The sequence below is a fragment of the Amycolatopsis sp. NPDC028719 genome, from assembly GCF_055565395.1.
The window spans coordinates 208675-230473 of sequence record NZ_JBVHUL010000015.1 but is presented as its reverse complement, the minus strand read 5'-3'; the positions used below and the strand labels follow the sequence as shown (position 1 = coordinate 230473).

The 21799-nt window shown below is 73.1% G+C and carries 15 protein-coding genes and 1 pseudogene; 7 read left to right on the top strand and 9 right to left on the bottom strand.

Annotated elements, in window-relative coordinates:
• The 4 genes and pseudogenes from ACZ4TR_RS45575 to ACZ4TR_RS45560 form a co-directional block, all read right to left on the bottom strand.
• A pseudogene (locus ACZ4TR_RS45575) lies at positions 1-429 on the bottom strand (glycosyltransferase); the annotation flags it as partial.
• 2 nt (positions 430-431) lie between these two features.
• Positions 432-1943, bottom strand: coding sequence for a hypothetical protein (locus ACZ4TR_RS45570; protein WP_465294910.1), 1512 nt, complete (start codon positions 1941-1943; stop codon positions 432-434).
• A complete protein-coding gene (locus tag ACZ4TR_RS45565; protein WP_465294908.1) occupies positions 1940-3460 on the bottom strand; it encodes a hypothetical protein in 1521 nt (506 codons plus the stop codon). Before ACZ4TR_RS45565 ends, ACZ4TR_RS45570 begins: the two co-directional genes overlap by 4 nt.
• 213 nt (positions 3461-3673) lie before the next feature.
• Positions 3674-4054 carry an STAS domain-containing protein gene (locus ACZ4TR_RS45560; RefSeq protein ID WP_465294906.1) on the bottom strand — a complete coding sequence of 127 codons (381 nt, stop codon included), beginning with the start codon at positions 4052-4054 and terminating at the stop codon, positions 3674-3676.
• A 476-nt stretch (positions 4055-4530) separates the two neighbouring features.
• Between ACZ4TR_RS45560 and ACZ4TR_RS45555 the strand changes: the two genes are divergently transcribed.
• A complete protein-coding gene (locus tag ACZ4TR_RS45555) occupies positions 4531-5400 on the top strand; it encodes a MerR family transcriptional regulator (protein ID WP_465294904.1) in 870 nt (289 codons plus the stop codon).
• A 37-nt stretch (positions 5401-5437) separates the two neighbouring features.
• Here ACZ4TR_RS45555 and ACZ4TR_RS45550 read toward each other — a convergent pair whose 3' ends face one another.
• Positions 5438-5872 (bottom strand): SRPBCC family protein, encoded by a 435-nt coding sequence (locus ACZ4TR_RS45550; RefSeq protein WP_465294902.1) that lies wholly within the window; start codon positions 5870-5872, stop codon positions 5438-5440.
• A 230-nt stretch (positions 5873-6102) separates the two neighbouring features.
• Here ACZ4TR_RS45550 and ACZ4TR_RS45545 point away from each other — a divergent pair, with 230 nt between their 5' ends.
• The 5 genes from ACZ4TR_RS45545 (at position 6103) to fusA (ending at position 17276) form a co-directional block, all read left to right on the top strand.
• Complete coding sequence (locus tag ACZ4TR_RS45545; protein ID WP_465294900.1) at positions 6103-9711, top strand: discoidin domain-containing protein; 3609 nt, start codon at positions 6103-6105, stop codon at positions 9709-9711.
• Between the two features lie 60 nt (positions 9712-9771).
• Positions 9772-11649 carry a hypothetical protein gene (locus ACZ4TR_RS45540; protein ID WP_465294898.1) on the top strand — a complete coding sequence of 626 codons (1878 nt, stop codon included), beginning with the start codon at positions 9772-9774 and terminating at the stop codon, positions 11647-11649.
• A 52-nt stretch (positions 11650-11701) separates the two neighbouring features.
• Entirely contained in the window at positions 11702-13342 is a 1641-nt protein-coding gene (locus tag ACZ4TR_RS45535; RefSeq protein WP_364523938.1) for a PucR family transcriptional regulator, read from the top strand.
• A gap of 276 nt (positions 13343-13618) precedes the next feature.
• Entirely contained in the window at positions 13619-15031 is a 1413-nt protein-coding gene (locus ACZ4TR_RS45530) for a M4 family metallopeptidase (protein ID WP_465294897.1), read from the top strand.
• 304 nt (positions 15032-15335) lie between these two features.
• Positions 15336-17276: an elongation factor G gene (fusA, locus tag ACZ4TR_RS45525; protein WP_465294895.1), complete on the top strand. Its 1941-nt coding sequence runs from the start codon at positions 15336-15338 to the stop codon at positions 17274-17276.
• Between the two features lie 125 nt (positions 17277-17401).
• On the opposite strand, the gene ACZ4TR_RS45520 is transcribed toward fusA, so the two are convergent.
• The 3 genes from ACZ4TR_RS45520 to ACZ4TR_RS45510 form a co-directional block, all read right to left on the bottom strand.
• Positions 17402-18601: a cysteine desulfurase-like protein gene (locus ACZ4TR_RS45520; protein ID WP_465294893.1), complete on the bottom strand. Its 1200-nt coding sequence runs from the start codon at positions 18599-18601 to the stop codon at positions 17402-17404.
• Positions 18602-18620: 19 nt separating this feature from the next.
• Positions 18621-19748, bottom strand: coding sequence for an acyltransferase family protein (locus ACZ4TR_RS45515; protein WP_465294891.1), 1128 nt, complete (start codon positions 19746-19748; stop codon positions 18621-18623).
• 69 nt (positions 19749-19817) lie between these two features.
• A complete protein-coding gene (locus tag ACZ4TR_RS45510) occupies positions 19818-20045 on the bottom strand; it encodes a hypothetical protein (protein ID WP_465294889.1) in 228 nt (75 codons plus the stop codon).
• A 110-nt stretch (positions 20046-20155) separates the two neighbouring features.
• Between ACZ4TR_RS45510 and ACZ4TR_RS45505 the strand changes: the two genes are divergently transcribed.
• Entirely contained in the window at positions 20156-21406 is a 1251-nt protein-coding gene (locus ACZ4TR_RS45505) for a glycosyltransferase 87 family protein (protein ID WP_465294887.1), read from the top strand.
• Here the strand turns inward: ACZ4TR_RS45505 and ACZ4TR_RS45500 are convergent.
• Positions 21357-21794: a DUF4383 domain-containing protein gene (locus ACZ4TR_RS45500; protein ID WP_465294885.1), complete on the bottom strand. Its 438-nt coding sequence runs from the start codon at positions 21792-21794 to the stop codon at positions 21357-21359. The genes ACZ4TR_RS45505 and ACZ4TR_RS45500 overlap by 50 nt on opposite strands.
• Positions 21795-21799 lie beyond the last annotated feature (5 nt).

Sequence of the window (21799 nt, the reverse complement as noted above, 5' to 3'; positions counted from 1 at the left end):
CGTCCAGCGGACCTGCTCCACCCGCAGCGTCTGCCCGCCCTCGGTTTCCAGGTCGAGCCAGAGGGCGCCGCCGTCGTAGAACTTGTCCAGCTTCGCGGTCAGCGTGACCTTCGTCTGCTTGGCGTTCGCGACCTGCTCGGCCTCGACCACGCGGGGTTCGCCCTCGACGTCGGAGGCGCCCATCGAGAGCAGGCCGGTGCCGGTGACGACGGCCTCGACCGACACCTCGGTGACGGTGGACCAGCGCTGCCAGTAGGAGGCGGGGAACCGGCCGAAGTACGTGTTGCCCGACACCTTCGTGCCCGGCTCCAGCCGGATCGCGGCGCGGTCCCGGACCGCCGCACCGGTGTGGACCTCCGCGTAGAGGTCCTTGCTGACGATCGGCGCCGGGCCCGTGAACAGGCCGCGCTGCGTGGTGAGGCCGGTCATGCTCAAGCTCCGCTTCCGTTGCCCCGGACGAGATACAGCTGCTGGGTGCCGGCCCACGGCGACGTCAGTGTCCAACGGGCCAGCGCACCGGGCGGCGGATCGCCGCGCACCAGGGCGTAGTCGGTGACGATCGGCCGGTCGCCGAAGTCGAAGAACCGGAAGTTGACGTCGACCAGCGCCCGCCCGAGCGCGCCGAGGTGGGCCTCGCGCTCGGTGATGGCCGGACCGACGGCGCCGCGGTCGTCGAACAGGTCGACGATCGCGCAGCCGCAGCTGTAGGCCAGCACGCCGATCTCACCGCCGCTGCGCACGGTGCCACCGCCGACCAGCCGGCCCAGCTCCGGGCCGATCCGCTCGTAGTCCGCGGTCGCGGCGTGGTTGGACATCAGCGGCGCGAACCGCCGCGGCAGGCCACCGGCCGCGTAGGCGCCGACACCGATCACCAGGACGCCCGAGACTGCGACGGCGGCGGCCACCCGGGCCGGCACGCGCACCGCGGCCGTCGCGGCGGCCCCGAGGAAGAGCGTCGCCGCGACCAGGCTCGGCCCGTAGTACCAGTGGTACGGCGGGACGTGCAGCCGCGTGTAGGCCAGGTAATGCGCGATCCCGGCGGGCACCAGCGGGGCGAACGGCCGCACCCGGGCCCACAGCGGACCTCCCCGCGCCGCGCCCGCGACGCAGAGCGCGAAGGCGAGCAGGGCGAGCGCGGCCGGGAGGAACGACGCGACGGTCGCCCCCGGGAAGACGTCCGCGTAGAGCCCGGGGCCGTTGCCGAAGTCCCACGGTCCCCAAGACTTCTGCAGCGTCTTGATGATCACCGTGTCCGGCACCGCCGACCCGAGCACCACCCAGCTGAAGGCGAACCAGGGGAGCGCGACCGCCGCGGCGGCGAGCACCGACTGCCACGCCTTCGCCCAGAACCGGCGCCGCAGCGCGAAGAGCATCAGCGCGACCACGACCAGGTCGAGGCGGACGAGGGCGAGCAGCCCGGTCAGGACGCCGACGGCGACCGGCCGCCGTTCCGTCGCGAAGACCAGGAGCCACGCGATGCCGGCCGCGCCGAGCTCGACCTCGAGCCCGATCGACGACAGCAGGAGAGGGTTCACCGTCAGCAGCGCGACGGCGACCGGCGCGAACGAGGACGGCACCCCCGCCCGGTCGCCGGCCCGGCGTAGCGCGAGGACGAGCGCGACCTGGCACAGCACGAACAGCGCGCCGGCGGCGAGCACCGCGTCGCGCACGACCAGGGTCAGGGTGGCGAGGAGCAGGACGTTCAGCGGCGACGTCGCGGTGTTCGACGTCTCCGCCGCGATCAGCCCCCAGTGCCCGTGGAAGGCGAGGTTGCGCGCGTAGGCCAGCGTGATGAACGTGTCGTCGACGAGGTGCGGGCGCACCACCGCGAAGACGAGGGCGGACACCAAGGCCACGGCGGCGGGCAGCACCCAGCGCCGCGGCCGGGACTCCGGGGCCGCGATCGCCCGTGCCGTTCGGTCGCGCCGCTGCGCCACGGTCACGGTTCGCGGGTGAGGGTGAAGTGGCCGACGCCCTTCGCCGCGGACTCCACTTGCCAGCTGTCGGGCCCGGTGGCCGGACCCGAGGCGTATTGCAACCGGTAGTCCGGTTTGCGGGGGGTGATCGAGCGGTCCAGCCAGTGGTAGTTCACCCGCAGCGCGAGGCTCATCAGCGGGTTCGCCGTCGCGATCCGCTGCTCGACCAGCTGCTTCGCGTGGCCGCGGTCGGAGAACTCGTCGATGATGGCGCACTCGCAGTAGTACGCGAGGGTGCCGATCTCCCCGGGGCTGGCCACGCTCGCGCCGTCGAGCCGAGCGCCCAGGGCTGTGCCGACGCGCGCGTAGTCCTGCGCGCTGGCCCAGTTCCCGAAGATGACCGGCGACTTCCACGGCAAACCCTGTGCGGCGTCGACAGCGGCCGCGCTGAGCACCAGCACCCCGGTCAGCACGAGCGCCAGCAGCGGGGGACCGGTGCGCAGCGCCGTCCGTTCGCGCGCCTGGCCGTACCAGGCACCGAAGGCCGCTACGGCGAACGTGCCCACTGTGGTCGTCGGAGCCACGTAGTACCAGTGGAACGGGCCGACGCCGATGAACGAATAGGCGACGAAGTAGAGGATCCCGCCGGCGCCGAGCGCCGCGACCGGGCCGAGCGCGGGGAACTCCGGCCAGCGCACGGAGAACCGCGCCGCGGCCCATACGGCGAGCGCGACCGCGCCGAGCAGCGCCGGGACGAACGTCACCAGCACGATGCCCGGGTAGCCGAGGTAGTACATCACCGGTCCGGTGGTGTAGGTCCACGGCGCGAACAGCCCCGCCTGGGTCTGCTTGATCGCCAGGGTGTCGGGCACGAACGAGCCGAAGGCGACCCAGCTGAAGACGAACCACGGCGCGGCCGTCAGCACCGCGGAACCGGCGGCCGGCAGCAGCCTCCGCCGGATCGCGGGCGCGCTGAGCGCGATCACCACGACGAACACGACGAGGTCGAGCCGGGTGAGGACGGTGAGCCCGGCGGTGACGCCGAACAGGATCGGCCGTCCTTCGAGCGCGAAGACCGTCAGCACCAGCAGGACGGCCGGGATCAAGAGGACTTCGAGACCGATGGCGGACAGCACGAACGGGTTGACCAGGACCAGCGTGACCCCGAGCACCCCGGCCGCGGGCGGCAGCGGCAGCGTCCGCCCGAGGCGTTGCCAGGCCCAGCCGAGCGCACCGCCGCACAGGACCGTCAGGATCCCGAGCGCCACGACCGGGTGCGGATCGCCCGCCACCCGCGTCACCAGCGTCAGCGCGGCGAGAAGCAGGACGTTCAGCGGTGACGTCGCGGAGTTCGCGGGCGAGCCCGGGATGATGCCCCATTCGCCGTGCACGGCCAGGTTCTTCGCGTAGGCGAGGGTGATGTAGCCGTCGTCGGTCAGGCTGCCGCGCACCACCAGGAAAAGCGCGGCGCCCAGCACCGCCCCGAAGACGGGCAGCCACCGGCCCCGCGCGTTCTGCTGCTGCGTGTTCGTTTCCGGAAGCACCTTTTCACCCTGGGGAAGCGCCATCGGCGCCGGATCCGTCATCTGCCCGATCGACATGCCCCGGGGACCGTAGTGACGATTCATTACAGCGGTGCTACGTCACGGTTATGTCCGCGGGCTCTGTCGACCATCACCCGATCGTGGCATGCCCGGGGTGGGCTCGCAGTGTGACGGGACTCCACTGTGGACGACGGCCGGGGAGTCCGCCGGCGGTCAGGAGACGCGGGTGGCCGTGACCCTGGTGATCGCGGCGTGCGCTTCGGCGAGGTCGGCGTGCAGGGGCAGCACGCGGTCCAGGCCGAGGATGGCCCAGGGCCGGGCGACCGCGATCTCGGCCGCCGCGATGGCGAAGGGAATGTCGTGCGCGCGGGCTTCGCGGTAGGACTCGACCAGGACGCTGAAGACGGTCGAGTCGCAGTAGGTCGTCTCGGTGAGGTCGGCGACGACCGCGGCCGCGCCGCCGCGAAACGGGCTCAGCAGCACGTCACGGAGCCGGGTCGTGGTGGCCAGGTCGAGATCGCCCGCGCAGCGGACGGTCACGACCCCCGCTTCGTTCGTCGTCGCGAAGCGGGGCTGAGTGCGGTTCTCGGTCATCGGGTCCCTCCTGCATCGCGGAGTACCCATCGCGGCCCGGAATGACGCACCGGCGAGGGCGAATCCTTGGGACATCCGAGGGATAGCGATGCACAAGCGTTGCGAGCGGGTATAGCTTAGTGGGGCGGCACCTCGCCGCGCAGGACTAGGCAGGCCGTGGCGGGTTGCCACACCCCGCGGCCGTCCGGATCCGGTCGACGCGGGCCGGATCCCCGGCGCCGGGCGGCGCCGAGGGGGACGCGGCAGGCCGACGCCCCGCCGCCGCGTCCCCCGTGGCGCCGGGCTGTTCCCGGTACCCCGCGCCGGTGTCGCCGGTCCGGCTTCGCCGCGTGACGGTGGGTCCCGGCGGCCGTGGCCGGCCCGCTGATCTCCGGACCACCGGCCGGCGATCTCCGCGCCGGCGGCGATCACCGTGTCCCCGCCGGTCAGGTGGCCCGGCCGTCGCTAAGCTGCCCTGAGCGAGGCGAAGGGGAACGGTGGATCCGAAGAACGTCGAGACGGGTGCCTGGGCGCCGGGCAAGGTGGCCGAGCTGCTCGGCGTCTCGCCGGTGACGCTGCGCAGCTGGAGCGCGCGGTACGGGATCGGCCCGTCGGCCGCGGCCACCGGACGGCACCGCCGCTACTCCGACGCCGACGTCCGGCGGCTGCAGCACATGCAGCGGCTCGTCGCGCGGGGGATGCCCGTGCGGGAAGCGGCCGCCACGGCCTTCGCGGCCACGCCCGCCGACCCGCCCGAGGTGCCCGCCGCCCGCCGGGTGCGCGAGCTCGAGGACGCCGCCGAGGAGCTGCGGTCCGCGTCCGTCGCGGGGCTGCTCGACGAAACCCTCGGCACGCTCGGCCCGGCCGCGGCCTGGACCGACGTCCTCGCCCCGGTCCTGCGCGGCCTGGGCGACCGCTGGCAGCGCGGCGACGTCTGCTTCGCGTCGGAATGGGCCCTGACGACGGAGATCTCGCTGGCGTACGAGCGGTTCAGCCGGCGCTTCCCGGCGGCCGTCCCGGGCCGGCCGGTGCTGCTGGCCTGCTGCCCGGCCGAACGGCACTCGCTGCCGATGGAGGCCCTGCGCGCGACGCTGGCCGAGGCCGGGATCCCGGTCGCCTACCTCGGGCAGCTGGTGCCGGCCGAGACGGTCGCCGACCTGGCGGCGCGCCTCGACCCGGTGCTGGTGCTGCTGTGGTCCCTGGCGGCCCCGACGGCCGACGACCTGCTCGCGGCGCGGGTGCGCGACCTCGGCCGCGTCGTGGGCACGGCCGGGCCGGGCTGGCAGCACCTGGGCGACCGCGGGTTCGCCCGGGTGAACGATCTGGCGTCGGCGGTGGAGCTGGCCGTGGAGCACGCCGAGGGGTAGGGGCAGCGCGGGGTCGCTTGGACGAGGCGGGGAACGCTCAGTCCAGCCCCTCCAGCGCCCGCTTCAGCTCCGGCACCACCGCGTCACCGAGCCGCTCGAACTCGCGCTTCGAGAAGGGGCTCGCCAGCCTCGCCCACCCGTGGAACACGATCGTGGCGCGGTAGCGGACCGTCGTGCCGTCCGGGCCCGCCGACAGGCCGAAGTCGTCCGTCGAGGTCGCCGTCTCGTTCTCGCCCACGAACGTCACGCGGCCGGCGTCGCGCCGGGTCAGGTGGTAGTCCGGCTCCGTCCGCCTGCCGCGGAACTCCGAGACGTTGTGCCACCCGGCGCCGACCGTGATCGGGCCCCCGTCCGTGCGGGTGCACGACACCGTGCCCGGGTCCCATTCCCCCGTGTGCGCGAAGTCCGCGAGGTACTCCGCGACCCGCGCGACCGGCGTGCGCACGGTGACGGTGCGTTCGACCTGGACCATCGGACCCTCCCGAAGCACTCGTTGCGCAGCCGTTGCAACCGTAACGGGCACCGCTCAGCGGGGCACGGCGAGCCGGGCGCCGACATCGATGTCAACTATCCGAATTCTTGTCCTCCTTGTCGTCTTGACGCTTCCGAGGCGCACGGCGGAAGCTTCCTGGCAACGTTGTCACCCTCTCTCCGCGGCGCCACCTCGCCAGGTCCGGCCGCCGCTTTCAGATCGGAGTTCGCATGGCGGAGGAGTACGGCATCACCGCGGATGTCGAGCCCGCGGAGGTGTCCGCCGTTTCGCGGCGGCACGTCCTGACCGCCGGGACCGGGCTGCTGGCCGGGTTCGGCCTCGCGGCGATCCTGCCCGGGGTCGCGTCCGCGGCACCCGCCGTCGCCGACGGCCGCGCGCCGAAGACCGACCTGGCCCTGTTCCGCCCGGTCCAGGTGTCCTCGACCGACTACGCCGCCACCCCGGCCGAGTTCGCCGTCGACGGCCTCGCCCAGGTCGGCGTGCGGGGCTCGGGCTGGCGCGCCACCCCCGGTGACGGCCAGTGGATCGTCGTCGACCTGCAGGGGGAGTGCCGGATCGACTCGGTCGTGCTGACCTTCGAGGCGCGGCCCGGTGACCCGGCCATCGACGCCGCCGCGTCCCGCTCCCACACGAGCGGCTTCGAGATCCTGTCCAGCTACGCGACGGCGTTCGACCTCGACGTCTCGGGCGACGGCAAGGCCTGGCGCACCGTCCACCACACCGACGCCGGCACCGGCGGCGTCGTGACGATCCCGCTCGGCGCCGTCACCGCGCGCTGGGTCCGGTTCACCGCGTCGAGCCGCTCGACGAGCAACCCGCTGGGCCTCAACGGCTTCCAGGTGTTCGGCACCGGCCCGCAGAACCGCCCGGCGGTGCACGGCTGGACCAGCTTCCCGGTCCGCCCGCACGACGACCCGCCCGCGCTCGCCGTCGCGGCCGACGGCACCGTGCCGATCGAGTCCGGCTGGGTCCTCACGATGGACGACTGGGCGCCGGCCGGCGACGGCAAGGCTCTCTCCGGCGCGGCGGTGGACACCCGCGGCTGGCTCCCGGCGACTGTCCCCGGCACGGTCCTGGCCTCGCTGGTCGAGCAGGGCCGGCTGCCGGACCCGGTGTCCGGCATGAACAACCTGCACGTCCCGGAAGCGCTGTCGCGCCACGCCTGGTGGTACCGCCGCCGCTTCTCGCTCCCGCGCGGTCTGGACACCTCGGCCGGCCGGCACGTCTGGCTCGAGTTCGACGGCGTCAACCACGAAGCGCAGATCTGGCTCAACGGCGCCGAAATCGGCACCCAGAGCCACCCGTTCGGCCGCGGCGCCTACGACGTCACCGCGGCTCTGCGCCGCACCGGCGACCAGGTCCTCGCCGTGAAGATCTCGCCGATGCCGAGGCCCGGCAGCCCCAGCGACAAGGGCGCCAACGGCAGTTCGTGGGTCGACGCCGGCAGCACGATGTTCGACAACTCGCCGACCTACCTCGCGGTGTCCGGCTGGGACTGGATGCCCGCGGTCCGCGACCGCGCGTCCGGCATCTGGGACCACGTCCGCCTGCGCTCGACCGGCGCCGCCGTGCTCGGCGACGTCCGCGTCGACACGAAGGTGCCCGACGCCGCCACCGCCGTGGTGACGCTGACCGTGCCGGTGCGCAACGCGGCTTCGACGGCCCAGCGCGTCAAGGTCACGGCCGCGTTCGGCCCGGTGACCGTGTCGAGCACGGTCACCGTCCCGGCCGGGCAGACCACCGACGTCGCGTTCCCGGCGCAGCAGGTCAAGAATCCGAAGCTGTGGTGGCCGAACGGCTACGGCGAGCCGAACCTCTACGACCTGACGCTCACCGCGGCGATCGGCGCGTCGATCAGCGACCGGCGGACCACGAAGATCGGCCTGCGCCAGATCGGCTACCAGTACGACCTGCCGATCGTCATCGCCGACGGCCGGGCGACCCAGTCCGTCGACCTCGCCCCGCAGAATGCCCGGTTCGTCCGGATGCAGGGCCTGAAGCGCGCCACGGGCTGGGGTTTCTCGCTCTGGACGATGTCCGTTGTCGCCAGCTCCGCGCCGGACACGGACCTCGCGCAGGGCAAGACCGCGGCTTCGCAGTCGGTCGCCGACGGCAACCCGCCGGAGCGGGCGTTCGACGGTGACCCGAACACCCGCTGGACGTCGGCTTACGAGGACAACCAGTGGCTGCAGGTCGACCTCGGTGCCGCGACCGCGTTCGACCGGGTCGTCCTGACCTGGGAGACCGCCTACGCGGCGACCTTCAAGATCCAGGTGTCGCAAGACGGCGACACCTGGACCGACGCCGCGTCGGTGGACAACAGCCCGAAGCCGCTGACCTTCCTCGTCAACGGCGTCAAGGTGTTCGCCCGCGGCGGCAGCTGGGGCTGGGACGAGCTGCTGCGCCGGATGACGCCCGAGCGGACCGACGCCGTCGTCGCGATGCACCGCGACATGAACTTCACCCTGATCCGCAACTGGGTCGGCTCGTCCTACCGGCAGGAGCTGTTCGACGCCTGCGACAAGTACGGCATCCTGCTGTGGAACGAGTTCTGGGACGGCTGGTCGACCGACCCGGCCAACCACGACATCTTCCTGGCGCAGGCCAAGGACACCGTGCTGCGCTACCGCCACCACGCGTGCGCGACGGTGTGGTTCGGCTGCAACGAAGGCACGCCGCCGCCGGTGATCGACAACGCGCTGCGGGACATCGTCCACGACCACACCGACCTGCTCTACCAGGGCAACTCGGCGGGTGGCGTGATCACCGGCGACGGACCCTATTACTGGCAGGACCCCAAGCGGTACTTCACGGGTGAGGCGACCGGCGGCAAGTACGGGTTCTGGAGCGAGATCGGGCTGCCGACCGTGTCGGTCGTCGAGAGCATGCGCAACCTCGTCGGCGAAGGCGACCCGGGGTGGCCGATCGGGGCGCCGTGGTTCCTGCACGACTGGTCGACGAACGGCAACCAGTCGCCGCAGAGCTACCTCGCGGCGATCGACGCGCGGCTCGCGCCGTCGACGAGCCTCGCGGAGTTCTGCCGCAAGGCGCAGTTCGTCAACTACGAGAGCATGCGCGCGATCTTCGAGGCCTGGAACACGAAACTGTGGGCGGACGCCACCGGCGTGCTGCTGTGGATGTCGCACCCCGCGTGGCACAGCACGGTCTGGCAGACCTACGACTACGACCTCGACGTCAACGGCAGCTACTACGGCGCGCGCAAGGGCTGCGAGGCCCGGCACGTCCAGGCCGACCTGACGACGTGGCAGATCCGGGTCGTCAACCACACCCCGGACGCGTTGAGCGGGGTGACGGTCACCGCGCGGCTGTTCTCGTTGGACGGCGCGAGCCTCGCGCCGGCTCAGCAGCAGAATCTCGACGTGGCCGCGAACGTCGGCGCGACGGCGTTCACCGTGCCGTTCGACGCGGCGCACCCCGATCTGCACCTCCTGCGGCTGACCCTGACCGACGCCCACGGCGCGGTGCTGTCGGAGAACACGTACTGGCGCTACCGCAGCGACACGGCCATGCGCGCGCTCAACCAGCTGCCGGGCGCGCGGCTCACTTCGTCGTTGAAGGCCGACGGCGACGCGTACACGGCGACCGTGCGCAACGACGGCAGGACGGTCGCGGCGATGATCCGGCTGTCGCTGCGCGAGCGCAACGGCACGGACCGCGTCCTGCCGACCCGCTACGGCGACAACTACTTCTGGCTGCTGCCGGGGGAGAGCCGCACGGTCCGCGTCGAGCCGCGGCGGCGGGTGCCGGGCGCCCGGCTGCAGGTGGAGGCGTACAACGTGGCGGCCAAGCTGATCTAGCCGCGGTTTTGTCGGACCCCGCCGCTAGGCTCGGGGCCCGCGAGCGAGGAGTTCCGGTGCGTGGCTGTGGGTCGCGATCCGGAGCGAGTGGAGGGGTGCCGCGCGTTCTCCTCACCGTCCGCCGACGACCAGCCCGGAGCCGATCCGGGTCTCGGTTCTCCTCGCTCGCGGGCCGGACGTGGGGAAGGGGCGGTCATCGAAGAGCTGTACCGGACGGTGCTGGCGAGGGCGGCGTACCAGGACGCGTTCTTCGCCTGGCCACGCGCGGAGCGGGAGCGCTACGTCGCGCTGCTGCGGACGGCGGACCCGGCGTGGGTACCGGGTTTCCTGCACTGGCTGCGCGTGAAGACCCCGATGCGCTACCCGGCGCTCGTCGGGGCGGCAGCGTTCGTGGCCGGGCGGCTGGAGCGGGGCGAGCACGGGGTGTCGCGGCAGGTGATCGCGTCGGTGCTGCACCGCGCCGACGACCCGGGCCACGTGCTGGCGTACTGGGCGGCGACGTACGGGCCTTCGCTGCCGAAGCCGGTGAAGCGCGCAGTGGCCGACGCGGTGACGCGCTTGTACGACGAGCCGGCACTGCTGGCGTACGACGACGGCGGGCACCACTTCGAGCTGGGCTTCGTCCGCGGTGACCTGCCCCGCCACGGCGGAATCGGCACGCCCCGCCCGCTGCGGTTCGGCGAGGTGATCAGGCTGGTGCACCCGCGAGCCCGCAACCGCGCGCAGGGTGACCTGTTCCGGTACGCACTGGCCCGGCGCCACGGGAAGGTCCGGACGATCCCGGCGACGATGCCCCTGGTGCGGAAGTGGGCCGGGGTGGCGGAGGAAGCCGGTTCGGGGCCGGTCTCGCTGCCGACGGTGAGCGCGCTTCCGGAGGGCGACTTCGGCGGGCAAAGTGCCGACGCGCGGCTTTCCGCGGCCGCCGAGATCGGTGCCGAAGGCGAGGTGACGACCGGGCCGATGCGCCAGGGGAGTGCCACGGAGCCCGAGGTGAGTGTCAGAGGTCGGGCGCCGGTTGGGCCGCCGCGCTCCAGCCGCGTGGCGCTCCCGCAAGGGGCAGTCGCCGAATCTGCCGCCGCTCGTGAATCACCTGCCGGGCCGCTGCATGTCCTCGCCGGGCTCAGGTCCGGCGCCGGCCACCCACCACCCGGGCAGGCCCTCGCCCGACTGAGGCGAGCCGTGCTCCCACCGCACTCCGAAACCGTCCTGGCGGCCTTGCCCCTCGTCGACCTCCTGGCCCAACCCGGCGGCCTGGGCCGCCTGGAACCCCTGATCCCGCACCTGCCCCTCTCCGCCCTCCTCGCCCACCTGCGCCGGCTGGACGCCGCCGGGCTCGGGTTCGAGACCGCCATGGCCGTCGCCGCGCGGATCGCCGATCCCGCCGAGGTGCACGCGTCCGGGCTGGGGCCGTTGCGGTTCGCCGCGGCCTGGGGCGCGGTCGACAGCCGCCGGTGGGAACCCGCGCTGGCCGCCGGTGCCCGGCACAGCCTCGAGTCGCTCCCACGGCTGCGCGGGCGCACTCTCGTCGTCGTCGAACCGCGCAGCGACACCCGGATCGTCTTCGGGCTCGCCCTCGCCCAGCGGTGCGACGAAGCCGACCTCGTCCTCCTCGGCGGCGGCCGGTTCCCGCTCGAACCGGAAGAGTCGCCGTTGCACGCCCTGATCCGCTGGCACTCCACCGACCTCCGCACCGCCGCGCCCGTCGCCGCCGGGCACGACCGCGTAGTCCTCGTCACCGAGCAGCTCGGCGAACTCCCCGACGTGCCCGCCGGAACCCCGCTCTACGTTTGGGAGACCAGGCGGCACGACAGGCACGAACACGAGCCGGACTTCGCGGCCGGCTCGGGGCGCGGGTTCTTCCGCGGACTCGGCGACGCCTCCTTCCGGATCATCCCCTGGTGGGAGGAGTTCGTCGCCGGCGACCAAGTCGGATGCTGAATTCGTGCCCGCCGACGAACTAGGCTGACGGTTCCGCGCCTAGCTTCGGGAGGTGCTCGTTTCGGTGAACCTGCGCCCGCACGCCAGCCTCGGCCGCGTCCTCGACGACCTGGGCGGCACACTCCTGGACCTCGTGCTCGGCGACGGCGACCGCCCGGGCGGCATCGGCGGCGTCGCCATCCACGACCCCCTCGACGAGCCCGCCCTGCCCCAGCACGCCCTGATGCTGGGCGTCGGCCTCGCCGAACCGGACGAGGTCGTGCACCAGCTGCGGACCTTGGCCCGCCACGACGCGGCCGGCCTCGTGGTCCGCGCGCCCGTCACCGTCACCGCGGCGATCACCGCCGCCGTCGAGGACACCGGTGTCGCGCTGCTGAGCCTGGCGCGCGGCGCGTCCTGGGCCCAGCTCGCGGCGATGCTGCGGTCGTTGCTGGCCGAGGGCGACGTCGGCGACGCCGAACCCGAGACCCTGGCCGGACTGCCCTCGGGCGACCTGTTCGCGGTGGCGAACGCGATCGGGGCGCTCATCGACGCGCCGGTCACCATCGAGGACCGCCGTTCGCGCGTGCTCGCGTTCTCGGGACGCCAGGACGAAGCCGACCCGTCGCGGGTCGAAACCATCCTCGGCCGGCAGGTGCCCGAGCGGTTCTCCCGGATGCTCGCCGACCGCGGCGTGTTCCGCGAGCTCTACCGCAGCGACCGGCCGGTGTACGTCGACCGGCCGCCGGAAAGCCCCGAAGGCTTCAAGATCCCCCGCGTGGCCGTCGCGGTCCGGGCGGGCGACGAGATCCTCGGCTCCATCTGGGCCGCCGTGCGCGAGCCGCTGACCCCCGACCGCACGCAGGCCCTCTGCGACGCGGCCCGCCTGGTGGCGCTGCACCTGCTGCGCGTCCGGGCGGGCGCCGACGTCGAACGCCGGCTGCGCGCGGACCTGGTGAGCACGGCACTCGAAGGCGGGGCCGCCGCGCGGGAGGCGCTGAGCCGGCTGGGGCTGGCCGACCAGCCGGTCGTCGTGCTCGCGCTGGCGGTGCTCGAGAACGGCGCCGAGGACGCCGAGATCGCCACCGAACGGCAACGCCTGGCCGACGGCCTGGCGATGCACCTGAGCGCGGTGCACCCGCGCTGCGCGGCGGCGCTCGTGGGCGACACCGCGTACGGGCTGGTGCCGGTCACCCGGGACGCCGACGGCGAACGCCGCGCCCTGCGGATCGCGAAGGACTTCCTGGACCGGGTGGGCGACCGCGTCCGGGCCGTGGTCGGGATCGGGCCGGTGGCCCGCAGCGCGGCCGAGCTGCCCGAAGCTCGCGACAGCGCGGACCGGGCGTTGCGGGTGCTGCGCTCGGGCAGCGGCCCGGGGCGCCGGGTGGCGTCGCTGGCCGACGTGCACGTCGAAGCGTTGCTGCTGGAGCTGCAGGACCTGGTCGCCGCCCGCGGCGACCGCCCGACCGGCCCGGTCGCGCGCCTGCTGGACTACGACGAGCAGCACCACGCCCACCTGGTCGAGACGTTGCGAGCCTGGCTCGACGCCTTCGGCGACGTCATCGCGGCGTCGGCTGCGGTCCACGTGCACCCCAACACGTTCCGGTACCGCCTGCGCCGGCTCGCCGAGGTCGGCGGCTTCGACATGACGGACCCGGAGGCGAGGTTCGCGGCCATGCTCCAGCTCCGGGTGGTGGCCCCGCCCGCCTCCTGACCGTGCGCCAAAAGGCATCACGCGTGATCCGAGGGGCATCACGTGTGATCAGCGGGGCATCACTCGTGATTCCACGGGCATGACCGTGATGCCCCTTCAATCACGAGTGATGCCTCTCCAGACACGCGTGTTGCCTTTCCGATCACGCGAATTGCCCAGCGTGACTGTCCGAAATGTTGGTGATTAACTACCGACTTCTGGCCTGCACTTGGTCAGTTACCTACTTTCGACCGGTGTGCGACACCTTCGAGGCGTGTGATCGCAGGGACGGCTGCGGTGAGCGCGGCCGTTGTCGCGGCGTCGCTGGCCACGGCCGGCTCGCCGGCCTACGCGACCATCGCGCAGCCGTCGATGCACGCGCTGAACTCCCTCGCGATGCCGTTCGGCAGCGTCGTGCGGTCGCAGCAGGAGATCGGCGGCGTGCCGGTGTTCGGCGGCCAGCCGGTCCAGGTCCGGGACAAGGACGGCGCGGTCCTCGCGACCCACGGCCGCACCACGAAGAAGACGTCGGGCGCGTTCCCGGCCAGCGTCACGGGTGCCGCGGACGCCGCCATCGCGGACGTCGCGAAGCGCACCGGCCTGCCCGCCAACGCGCTGAAGGCCGACGCGCCCCGCGCGTACTGGTACGACGCCACCCTCGGCGGTGCGAAGGGCGACGGCGTCGCGGTGCCGACCTACCAGGTCACCGTGCACGGCAAGAAGCTGAACGACAAGTGGGCCGAGGTCGTCAAGGCCGGCACCGCGGACGTCCTCACGTCGTGGTCGGAAGTCCGCGAAGCCAACCGCGACGTCTGCGACGCGAACCACAAGGTGGTCAGCGGCAGCACGGAGTCGGTCCGCTGCGGCACCGCCTTCGACGTCACCCGCAAGGAAGGCGGCGCGGAGTCGGGCGTCGCCGACGTCAACAACGTCTACACGTTCTTCGGGCAGGCGTCGGACTTCTACCAGAAGTACGTGAACGTCGACCTCACTAGCCTGATCGGCGCCGATTACTCCGACGGCACCGGCAAGGCGCTGCGCGGCACCGTCCGGATCTGCGTCGACGGCGAGTGCCCGTTCGCGAACGCCTTCTGGGACGGCGAGCAGATGGCCTTCGGCGAGGGCGTCACCACCGACGACATCACCGGGCACGAGCTCACCCACGGTGTCACGCAGCACACGTCCGGGCTGAGCGGCGGCCAGGCCGACTCGATCAACGAAGGACTGTCGGACGTCTTCGGCAAGTTCATCGGCATCACCTCGAACGACCCCAACGACCCCAACGACACCGGCGGCAACCGCTGGCTGCTCGGCGCGGGCTCGTCGCTGGGCGCGATCCGGAACATGAAGGACCCGCGCTCGTCGCTGTCGCCACAGCCGGACATGGTCAACGGCCCGGGCTGGGACACGAACAACCCGGACGAGCACATCAACGACGGCGTGGTCGACAAGGCCGACTACCTCATCACCGACGGCGACACCTTCAACGGCCGGACGGTGCGCGGCCTCGGCCTCGGCAAGTCCGTCCAGATCTGGTGGGGCGTCGAGAACACGCTCACCCCGAGCGCGACGTTCAAGGACGTCGGCGAAGCCCTCAACTCCTCCTGCGCGGCGCTCGCCAAGGCGGGCACCGCGGGCATCACCGCCGACGACTGCACCCAGGTCGGCAACGCGGTGAAGGCCACGCAGCTGGACCAGGACCCCAGCTGATCGAACCCCCGAAACCGAAGGCCACTCCGGTCGCCCGGAGTGGCCTTCGGCGTCCGGGCGTAAATCCGGTTGGCGGTGAAGGAAACCGCCGCTACGCTGCCCGGAGTCCAAGATCGCGTCGCAGGAAGGGAGCCGGCCGTGCCCGTTGCCGTCGTCTCCCGTCCGCGGTCCGAGGTGATCCTCGTGTCTTCGCGCTTCCGGTGTCCGCCGCGCGGCTGACACCGCGTTCGTGACGCTCCTCTGTGGACGATCGTCACGGCGAATCGCGCCGCCCCGAACCGGATCGTCCTCGAAGGACCGCGCCATGCGCACGCACGACCTGACCACCGTCCGCAACCTCGGCATTCTCGCCCACGTCGACGCGGGCAAGACCACCGTCACCGAACGGATCCTCCACCGCACCGGAGCCACCCACAAGACGGGTGAAGTCCACGACGGCACCACCGTCACCGACTTCGACCCGCAGGAGCGCGACCGTGGCATCACCATCTTCGCCGCGGCCGTCAGCTGCACGTGGCGGGGCCACCGGCTCACCCTCATCGACACGCCCGGCCACGTCGACTTCACCGCCGAGGTCGAGCGGGCGCTGCGGGTCCTGGACGGCGCGGTCGCCGTGTTCGACGCCGTCGCGGGCGTCGAGCCGCAGAGCGAAACCGTCTGGCGTCAAGCCGATCGGCACGGCGTGCCGCGGATCGCGTTCGTCAACAAGCTCGACCGCTCGGGCGCCGACCTCGACACCGCGGTGGCGTCGATCCGGGCGCGGCTGCACCCGGCACCGCTCGTCGTCCAGCTGCCGATCGGGCGCGAGGACGGCTTCACCGGCGTCGTCGACCTGGTCCGCCTGCCGGTGGACGCCTCGGCCGAGGCGCGACGACGCCGTCGTGTGCTGGAAGAGGCCGTCGCCGAGCTGCATCCCTTGGCGCTGGAGGAGTTTTGCGCCGCGGGGACCATCTCGGCGGAAACGCTGGAGAAGGTGCTGCGGGAGCTGACCCTCAGCGGCGACGGGCTCGTCGTGCTGTGCGGGGCGGCCTACCGCGACCGCGGGATCGAGCCGCTGCTCGACGCCGTCGTGGCCTACCTGCCGTCGCCGGCGGACGTCCCGCCGGTGCGCGCCGACCGGCCCGCCGACCCGGCGGCGCCGCTGGCCGCGCTGGTGTTCAAGGTCGTCTCGGCGGCCACGGGACGGCTGACGTACCTGCGGGTGTACTCGGGAACGCTGCGGAAGGGAGACCAGGTGCGCGACGCGGGGCGCACCGAGCGGATCGCGCGCGTCCTGCGTGTGCAGGCCGACCGGCATTCCGAAGTGGACAGTGCGGTGGCCGGCGACATCGTGGCGGTGGCCGGGCCGAAGGCGGTCCGGGTCGGCGCCACGCTCTGCGCGCCGGACGCCCCGGTGCTGCTGGAGCCGCCACCGACGGCGGACCCGGTGGTCTCGGTGGCCGTCGAGCCGCGCCGGGCGGGCGACGGCGAGCGGCTGACGTCGGCGTTGGCGCGGCTGGCGGAGGAGGACCCGTCGCTGGTCGTGCGGACCGATCCGGAGACCGGGCAGACGGTGCTGTCCGGGCTGGGCGAGCTGCACCTGGAGGTCGCGGTGGAGAAGCTGCGGCGCGACCGCGGGCTCGACGTCGCGGTCGGGCGGCCCTCGGTGGCCCACCGCGAAACCGTGGTCCGCGGGGTGTCCGGGCTGCTGTACCGGCACGTCAAGCAGGACGGCGGGGCGGGCCAGTTCGCCCACGTGGTCCTGGACGTCGCGCCGGCGGCGGAAGGGTTCGAGTTCGTCTCGGCGATCGTGGGCGGCCGGGTACCGCGCGAGTACGTCCGCGCGGTCGAGGCCGGCTGCCGGGACGCGCTGGCCGACGGACCGCTGGGCGGGCACCCGGTGACGGGCCTGCGGGTGGTGCTGACCGACGGCGCGACGCACCCGAAGGACTCGTCGGACCTGGCGTTCCGCACGGCGGGACGGCTCGGCCTGCGGGAAGCGCTGCGTTCGTCGGTCCTGCGGCTGCTCGAGCCGGTGGCCGAAGTGGCGGTGACGGTTCCGGCCGACGCGGTCGGCGGCGTGCTCGGCGACCTGGCGGCCCGCCGCGGCCGGGTGGCCGGCTCGGAGGTCCGCGGCGGCACGGCGCTCGTGACGGCGACGGTCCCGGTGGCGGAGCTGTTCGGCTACTCGAACCGCCTGCGCGGCCGGACCCAGGGCCGCGGCACGTTCACCGCGCGGCCTGCGGGCTACGCGCCGGTCCCGTAAGCGCCGGGCCCAAGCGCCCCAATGTGGCCTTCGGTGCGTCAGACGCACCGAAGGCCACATTGGGTGCGTTGGACGCAACCAAGGCCACCTTGGGGCGCTTCACGACCAGCCGGGCCGTGGCAGAGCTACCCGCGGGGGACCGACGCGACCCCGGCGAGCAGCGCGTCGACGTCCGCCTCCGTCGTGTACGGCGCGATTCCCGCCCGCACCGCGCCGCTGTCCCCGAGACCCAGGTGCCGCGAGCACTCGATCGCGTAGAAACTCCCGGCCGGCGCGTTGACCCCCTGCGTCCCCAAGTGCTCATACACGGCCTGCGAAGCGACGCCGTCGACCGAAAACAGCACCGTCGGCGTCCGGCGCCGCCCCGGCCGGCCGTACCGGGTCACTCCCGGAAGCGCCGCCAGCCCCGCGTCGAGCCGGCTCAGCAGCGCGTTCTCGTGCTCCTCCAAAGCGGACATCGAGGCGACCAGCCGGGCTCGGCGCGTTCCCGAACCGGGCACCAGACCGGCGAGGAAGTCGATCGCCGCCGTCGTGCCGGCCAGGAGCTCGTACGGCAGCGTGCCCAGCTCGAACCGCTCCGGCACCGCGTCCGTCGACGGCAGCAGCTTGTCCGGGTGCAACGTCTCCAGCAACGCCGGCGCCGCCACGACCAGGCCGAGGTGCGGGCCGAGGAACTTGTACGGCGAGCAGGCGTAGAAGTCGGCCCCCAGCGCCGTGACGTCGACCGGTGCGTGGGGCGTCAGGTGGACTCCGTCGACGTACAGCAGCGCGCCCGCGTCGTGCACCGCGGCCGCGATCGCCGGGATGTCCGGCCGGGTGCCCAGCAGGTTCGACGCCGCTGTCACCGCCACCAGCTTGGTCCGCGACGACAGCAGTCCGCCGATATCCGAAGGGTCCAGTTCACCGGTCGCCGGGTCGAAGGCCGCCCACCGCACCGTCGCGCCGGCGGCCTCGGCGGCCTGGACCCACGGCCGGATGTTCGCGTCGTGGTCGAGGCGGGTGACGACGACCTCGTCGCCCGGGCCCCAGGTCTTCGCGAGCGCGCGGGAGAAGTCGTAGGTCAGCTGCGTCATGCTGCGCCCGGACACGACCCCGGCCGGGTCGGCGGCGAGCAGGTCGGCGACGGCTTGGCGGGCCTCGGCGACCACCGCGCTCGCCCGGCGCTCGGCGGCCGTGACGACGCCGCGGTTGGCGATGCCGGAGCACAGCGTCCCCGCCACCGCCTCGCCGACGACGTCCGGGACCTGCGAGCCACCCGGCCCGTCGAAGTGCGCGGCGGCGAGGCCGGGGAAGTGCTTGCGGATCGTCCGCACGTCGTAGCTCATGGCGCCAGCGTGCCAGGCGTCAGGGTCTCCGGCCGGGCGCGGCCGCCGTGACGGGCAGCTGGGGCGGCGCGGCCACCGGCCGCCGGACCGGAGCCGGCGGCCGGATGTACCGCCGCAGCCGCTGCGTCGGCTTTTCGACGTACTCCCACGACAGCCGGCCGACGACGTAGGAGGCCGGTACGGCCAGCAGGATCAGCAGCCACACCTGCCGCACCCCGGCGAGGATGAGCAGCTGCTGGATCGGGAAGCCCCAGATGTAGGTGCCGTAACTCCCGTAGACGTGCGGCCCGCCGGCTTCCAGCCGCTTCGGCCAGTGCATCGCGAGCGTGATCGCGCCGTAGGAGGCGCTGATCGCCAGCAGGTACCGGCTGGCCGGAGTCTGGCTCAGCGCCAGGTACGCGGCGAACAGGACCAGCGCCGCCCACGGCCGGAGCGGGATCTTGTCCCGGTAGGTGTGCAGCACCACCCCGAGCACGAACGGCACCAGGAACGACACCGTCGACCCGATCGGGACGAGCAGCAGCGAGCCGCCCGCGCCGTGGTACTCGAACGTCGCGCGCAGCACGCTGTCGGCGTAGACCATGCCGCCGAGGGCGACGAGCACGACCCAGCGTCCGGCTCCGGCCAGTACCACCAGGCCGGCGACGAGGACCAGGCCGTAGCCCAGCAGCTCCATCGGCAACGTCCAGATCGCGCCGTTCACCGACCACGGGTACGGGTTGCCGGTGAACACCCCGGGCAGCAGGTGCTGCAGGTAGAACAGCACCGTCGTGCCGACCAGGTAGCGCCACGTCTGCAGGTTCGTCCAGTAGTCGGACGCCGTCGTCACGAGCGGGCCGATGACGAACACGGTCAGCAGCAGCACCACGAGCAGCGGGGGCATGATCCGCAGCAGGCGCCGCGCGGAGAACCGCCACCACGACGGGTCGCGCGCCCAGCTGTCCTGGATCTGGTAGCCGCTCATCGCGAAGAACCCCATCAGCGCGATGTAGCCCGGCGACATGTGCCAGGACGCGGGGAAGATCGTCAGCCGCTCCGGGTGCAGCAGCGGCATGCTGTGGTCGACGATGACCGTGATCGCGCCGATCATCCTCAGCCACGCGAAGCCGATGTTGGGATTGGCGTGAATTTTTGGCGAGATCGGCACGGTGCGCGATGTTAACCCATCCGGCCTCCATGGCAGACCCGAACGGTGGAAATGCCGCTGCGCCTCCGGTCACCGGCCGCGGTTGCGCGCGTGGTCGCGGGCCTGGCGTTCGTTGCCGTGCTTGTAGTTGCCCGTCGCGCGGGCCATGAGCAGCTGCTGGTCGTCGCCGCGGTCGGCCGCGGCCAGGAAGCGCGCGGCGGCGGATCCGCGCAGCGTCCCGGCCGGGCGGCCGTGGTGCGTGATCGTCACGGTGCCGCGTTCGTCGAGGCGGTAGGTGAAGCCGGTCGGTGTCCCCATCCGCTCAGGCTGGCATGGTGGGCAACCCGTTTTTCGAGGGCAGAGTTCCGGGGTGGAGTCCGGGGGTTTCCCGGATGGCGCCCACGTGGGGACCCGACAGAATCCCTAGGATGATCCGAGGGGGACACTGGGTGCGGGCCAAGCTGGGGAACACGTACGTGCTGCTGGGCGCCCACGCGCTCGTCCTGGTGGCGCTGCTCGTGTCGTACAACGACGGCCGGCTGCGGTTCCCCGCGTACCGCGTCGACCTGGACGTCTACCGGCTCGGCTCGGCGGCGCTGCTGCGCGGCGACGCGCTGTACGGCGCCCTGCCACCCACGGGTGACGGCCAGCTCCTGCTCTTCACCTACCCGCCGTTCGCGGCGATCGTGCTGGCGCCGCTCGCGGTGCTGCCGTACTGGGCCGCCTGCCTCGTGGTCACCGTGGGCACGCTCGGGCTGCTCGCCTTGGTGCTGGTCACGGTGCTGCGTGCGCTGGGCGCGCGCTGCGACTGGCGCCGGGTCGGCGCGCTGCTGCTGGCCGCCGAGGTGCTCGAGCCGGTCCTGCGGACGGTGTACGCGGGTCAGCTCGACCTGCTCCTGCTCGCCCTCGTCGTCCTGGACGTCCTGGTCGACACCCCGCGGTGGCCGCGTGGCCTGCTGATCGGGATCGCCGCCGCGATCAAGCTGACCCCGGCGGTCTTCCTGCTGTACTTCCTGCTCCGCCGGGACACCCGGGCGGCCGTGACCAGCGTTGCCACCTTCCTGGCCGCGACGGCGCTGGGGCTCCTGCTCGCCGGGGCGGATTCGGCGCGGTACTGGACGAGCGCGCTCTGGGAGACCGGTCGCGTCGGCGAGCCGACCTACGCCGGTGACCAGTCCCTGCTGGGGCTGCTCGCCCGGGCCGGGGTGCCGCCCGGCGCACGGACCGCGTGGTGGCTGCCGCTGGTCGCGGTGGTGCTCGTGCTGACGGCGCTGGGCGTGCGACGCGCGCTGGCCGCGGGGGAGCGGACCGTCGCGCTCGGCCTGAACGCCGTCGGCGGGCTGCTCGTTTCGCCGATTTCGTGGACGCACCACTGGGTCTGGGCCGTGGTCGTGCTGCTCGGGTGGGCGGAGCTCGCGCGCCGCACCCGGCGACGCGGGTTCGCCGCCGTGGCCGGGGTGGGCGCCGTGCTGTTCGTCACCGGCCCGCAGTGGTGGTGGCCGCGCGGCGGCGAAGTGGAGCGTGACTGGACGTTCCTCCAGCAGCTGACCGGCAACGGCTATGTCCTTTTCGGACTGGCGGTGCTGGTCACGGCGGTGCTCGCGCGGTTCTCGCGGCCGGCGGACGACTTCAGCGGCGCCGTTCCGGCCGTCGCCGCAGCCAGCCCGCGCCGAGGATGAGCATCGCCGTGCCGAGGGCGAGCGCGAGGCAGATCCCCGCGGTGTTCAGCGGCAGCGCGTCGGTGACCGCCCGCGGCAGCGGCAGCAGCCCGGCGAGCCCGACCACGGCGTAACAGGCCCCGGCGATGAGCAGGAACCGGGCGGCCGCCCGCGAGGACCGGGTGCAGAACACCGCGGCCGCGCCGGTCAGCAGGTGCACGAGCGTCCACGCCCCCGACACCGCGAAGACCCCGAACAGGGCCCGCGCGGCCCCTTCGCCGACCGTGACGCCCGGCATCAGCTCGAGCGCGCCCAGCACCAGGAACAGCAGGCCGATCAGCATGCCCATGCCCTGCACGGGCGCGGGCCCCCGCCTCGGCACCCGAGCCTCGGGTTCGGTGGTCGTCATGCTTT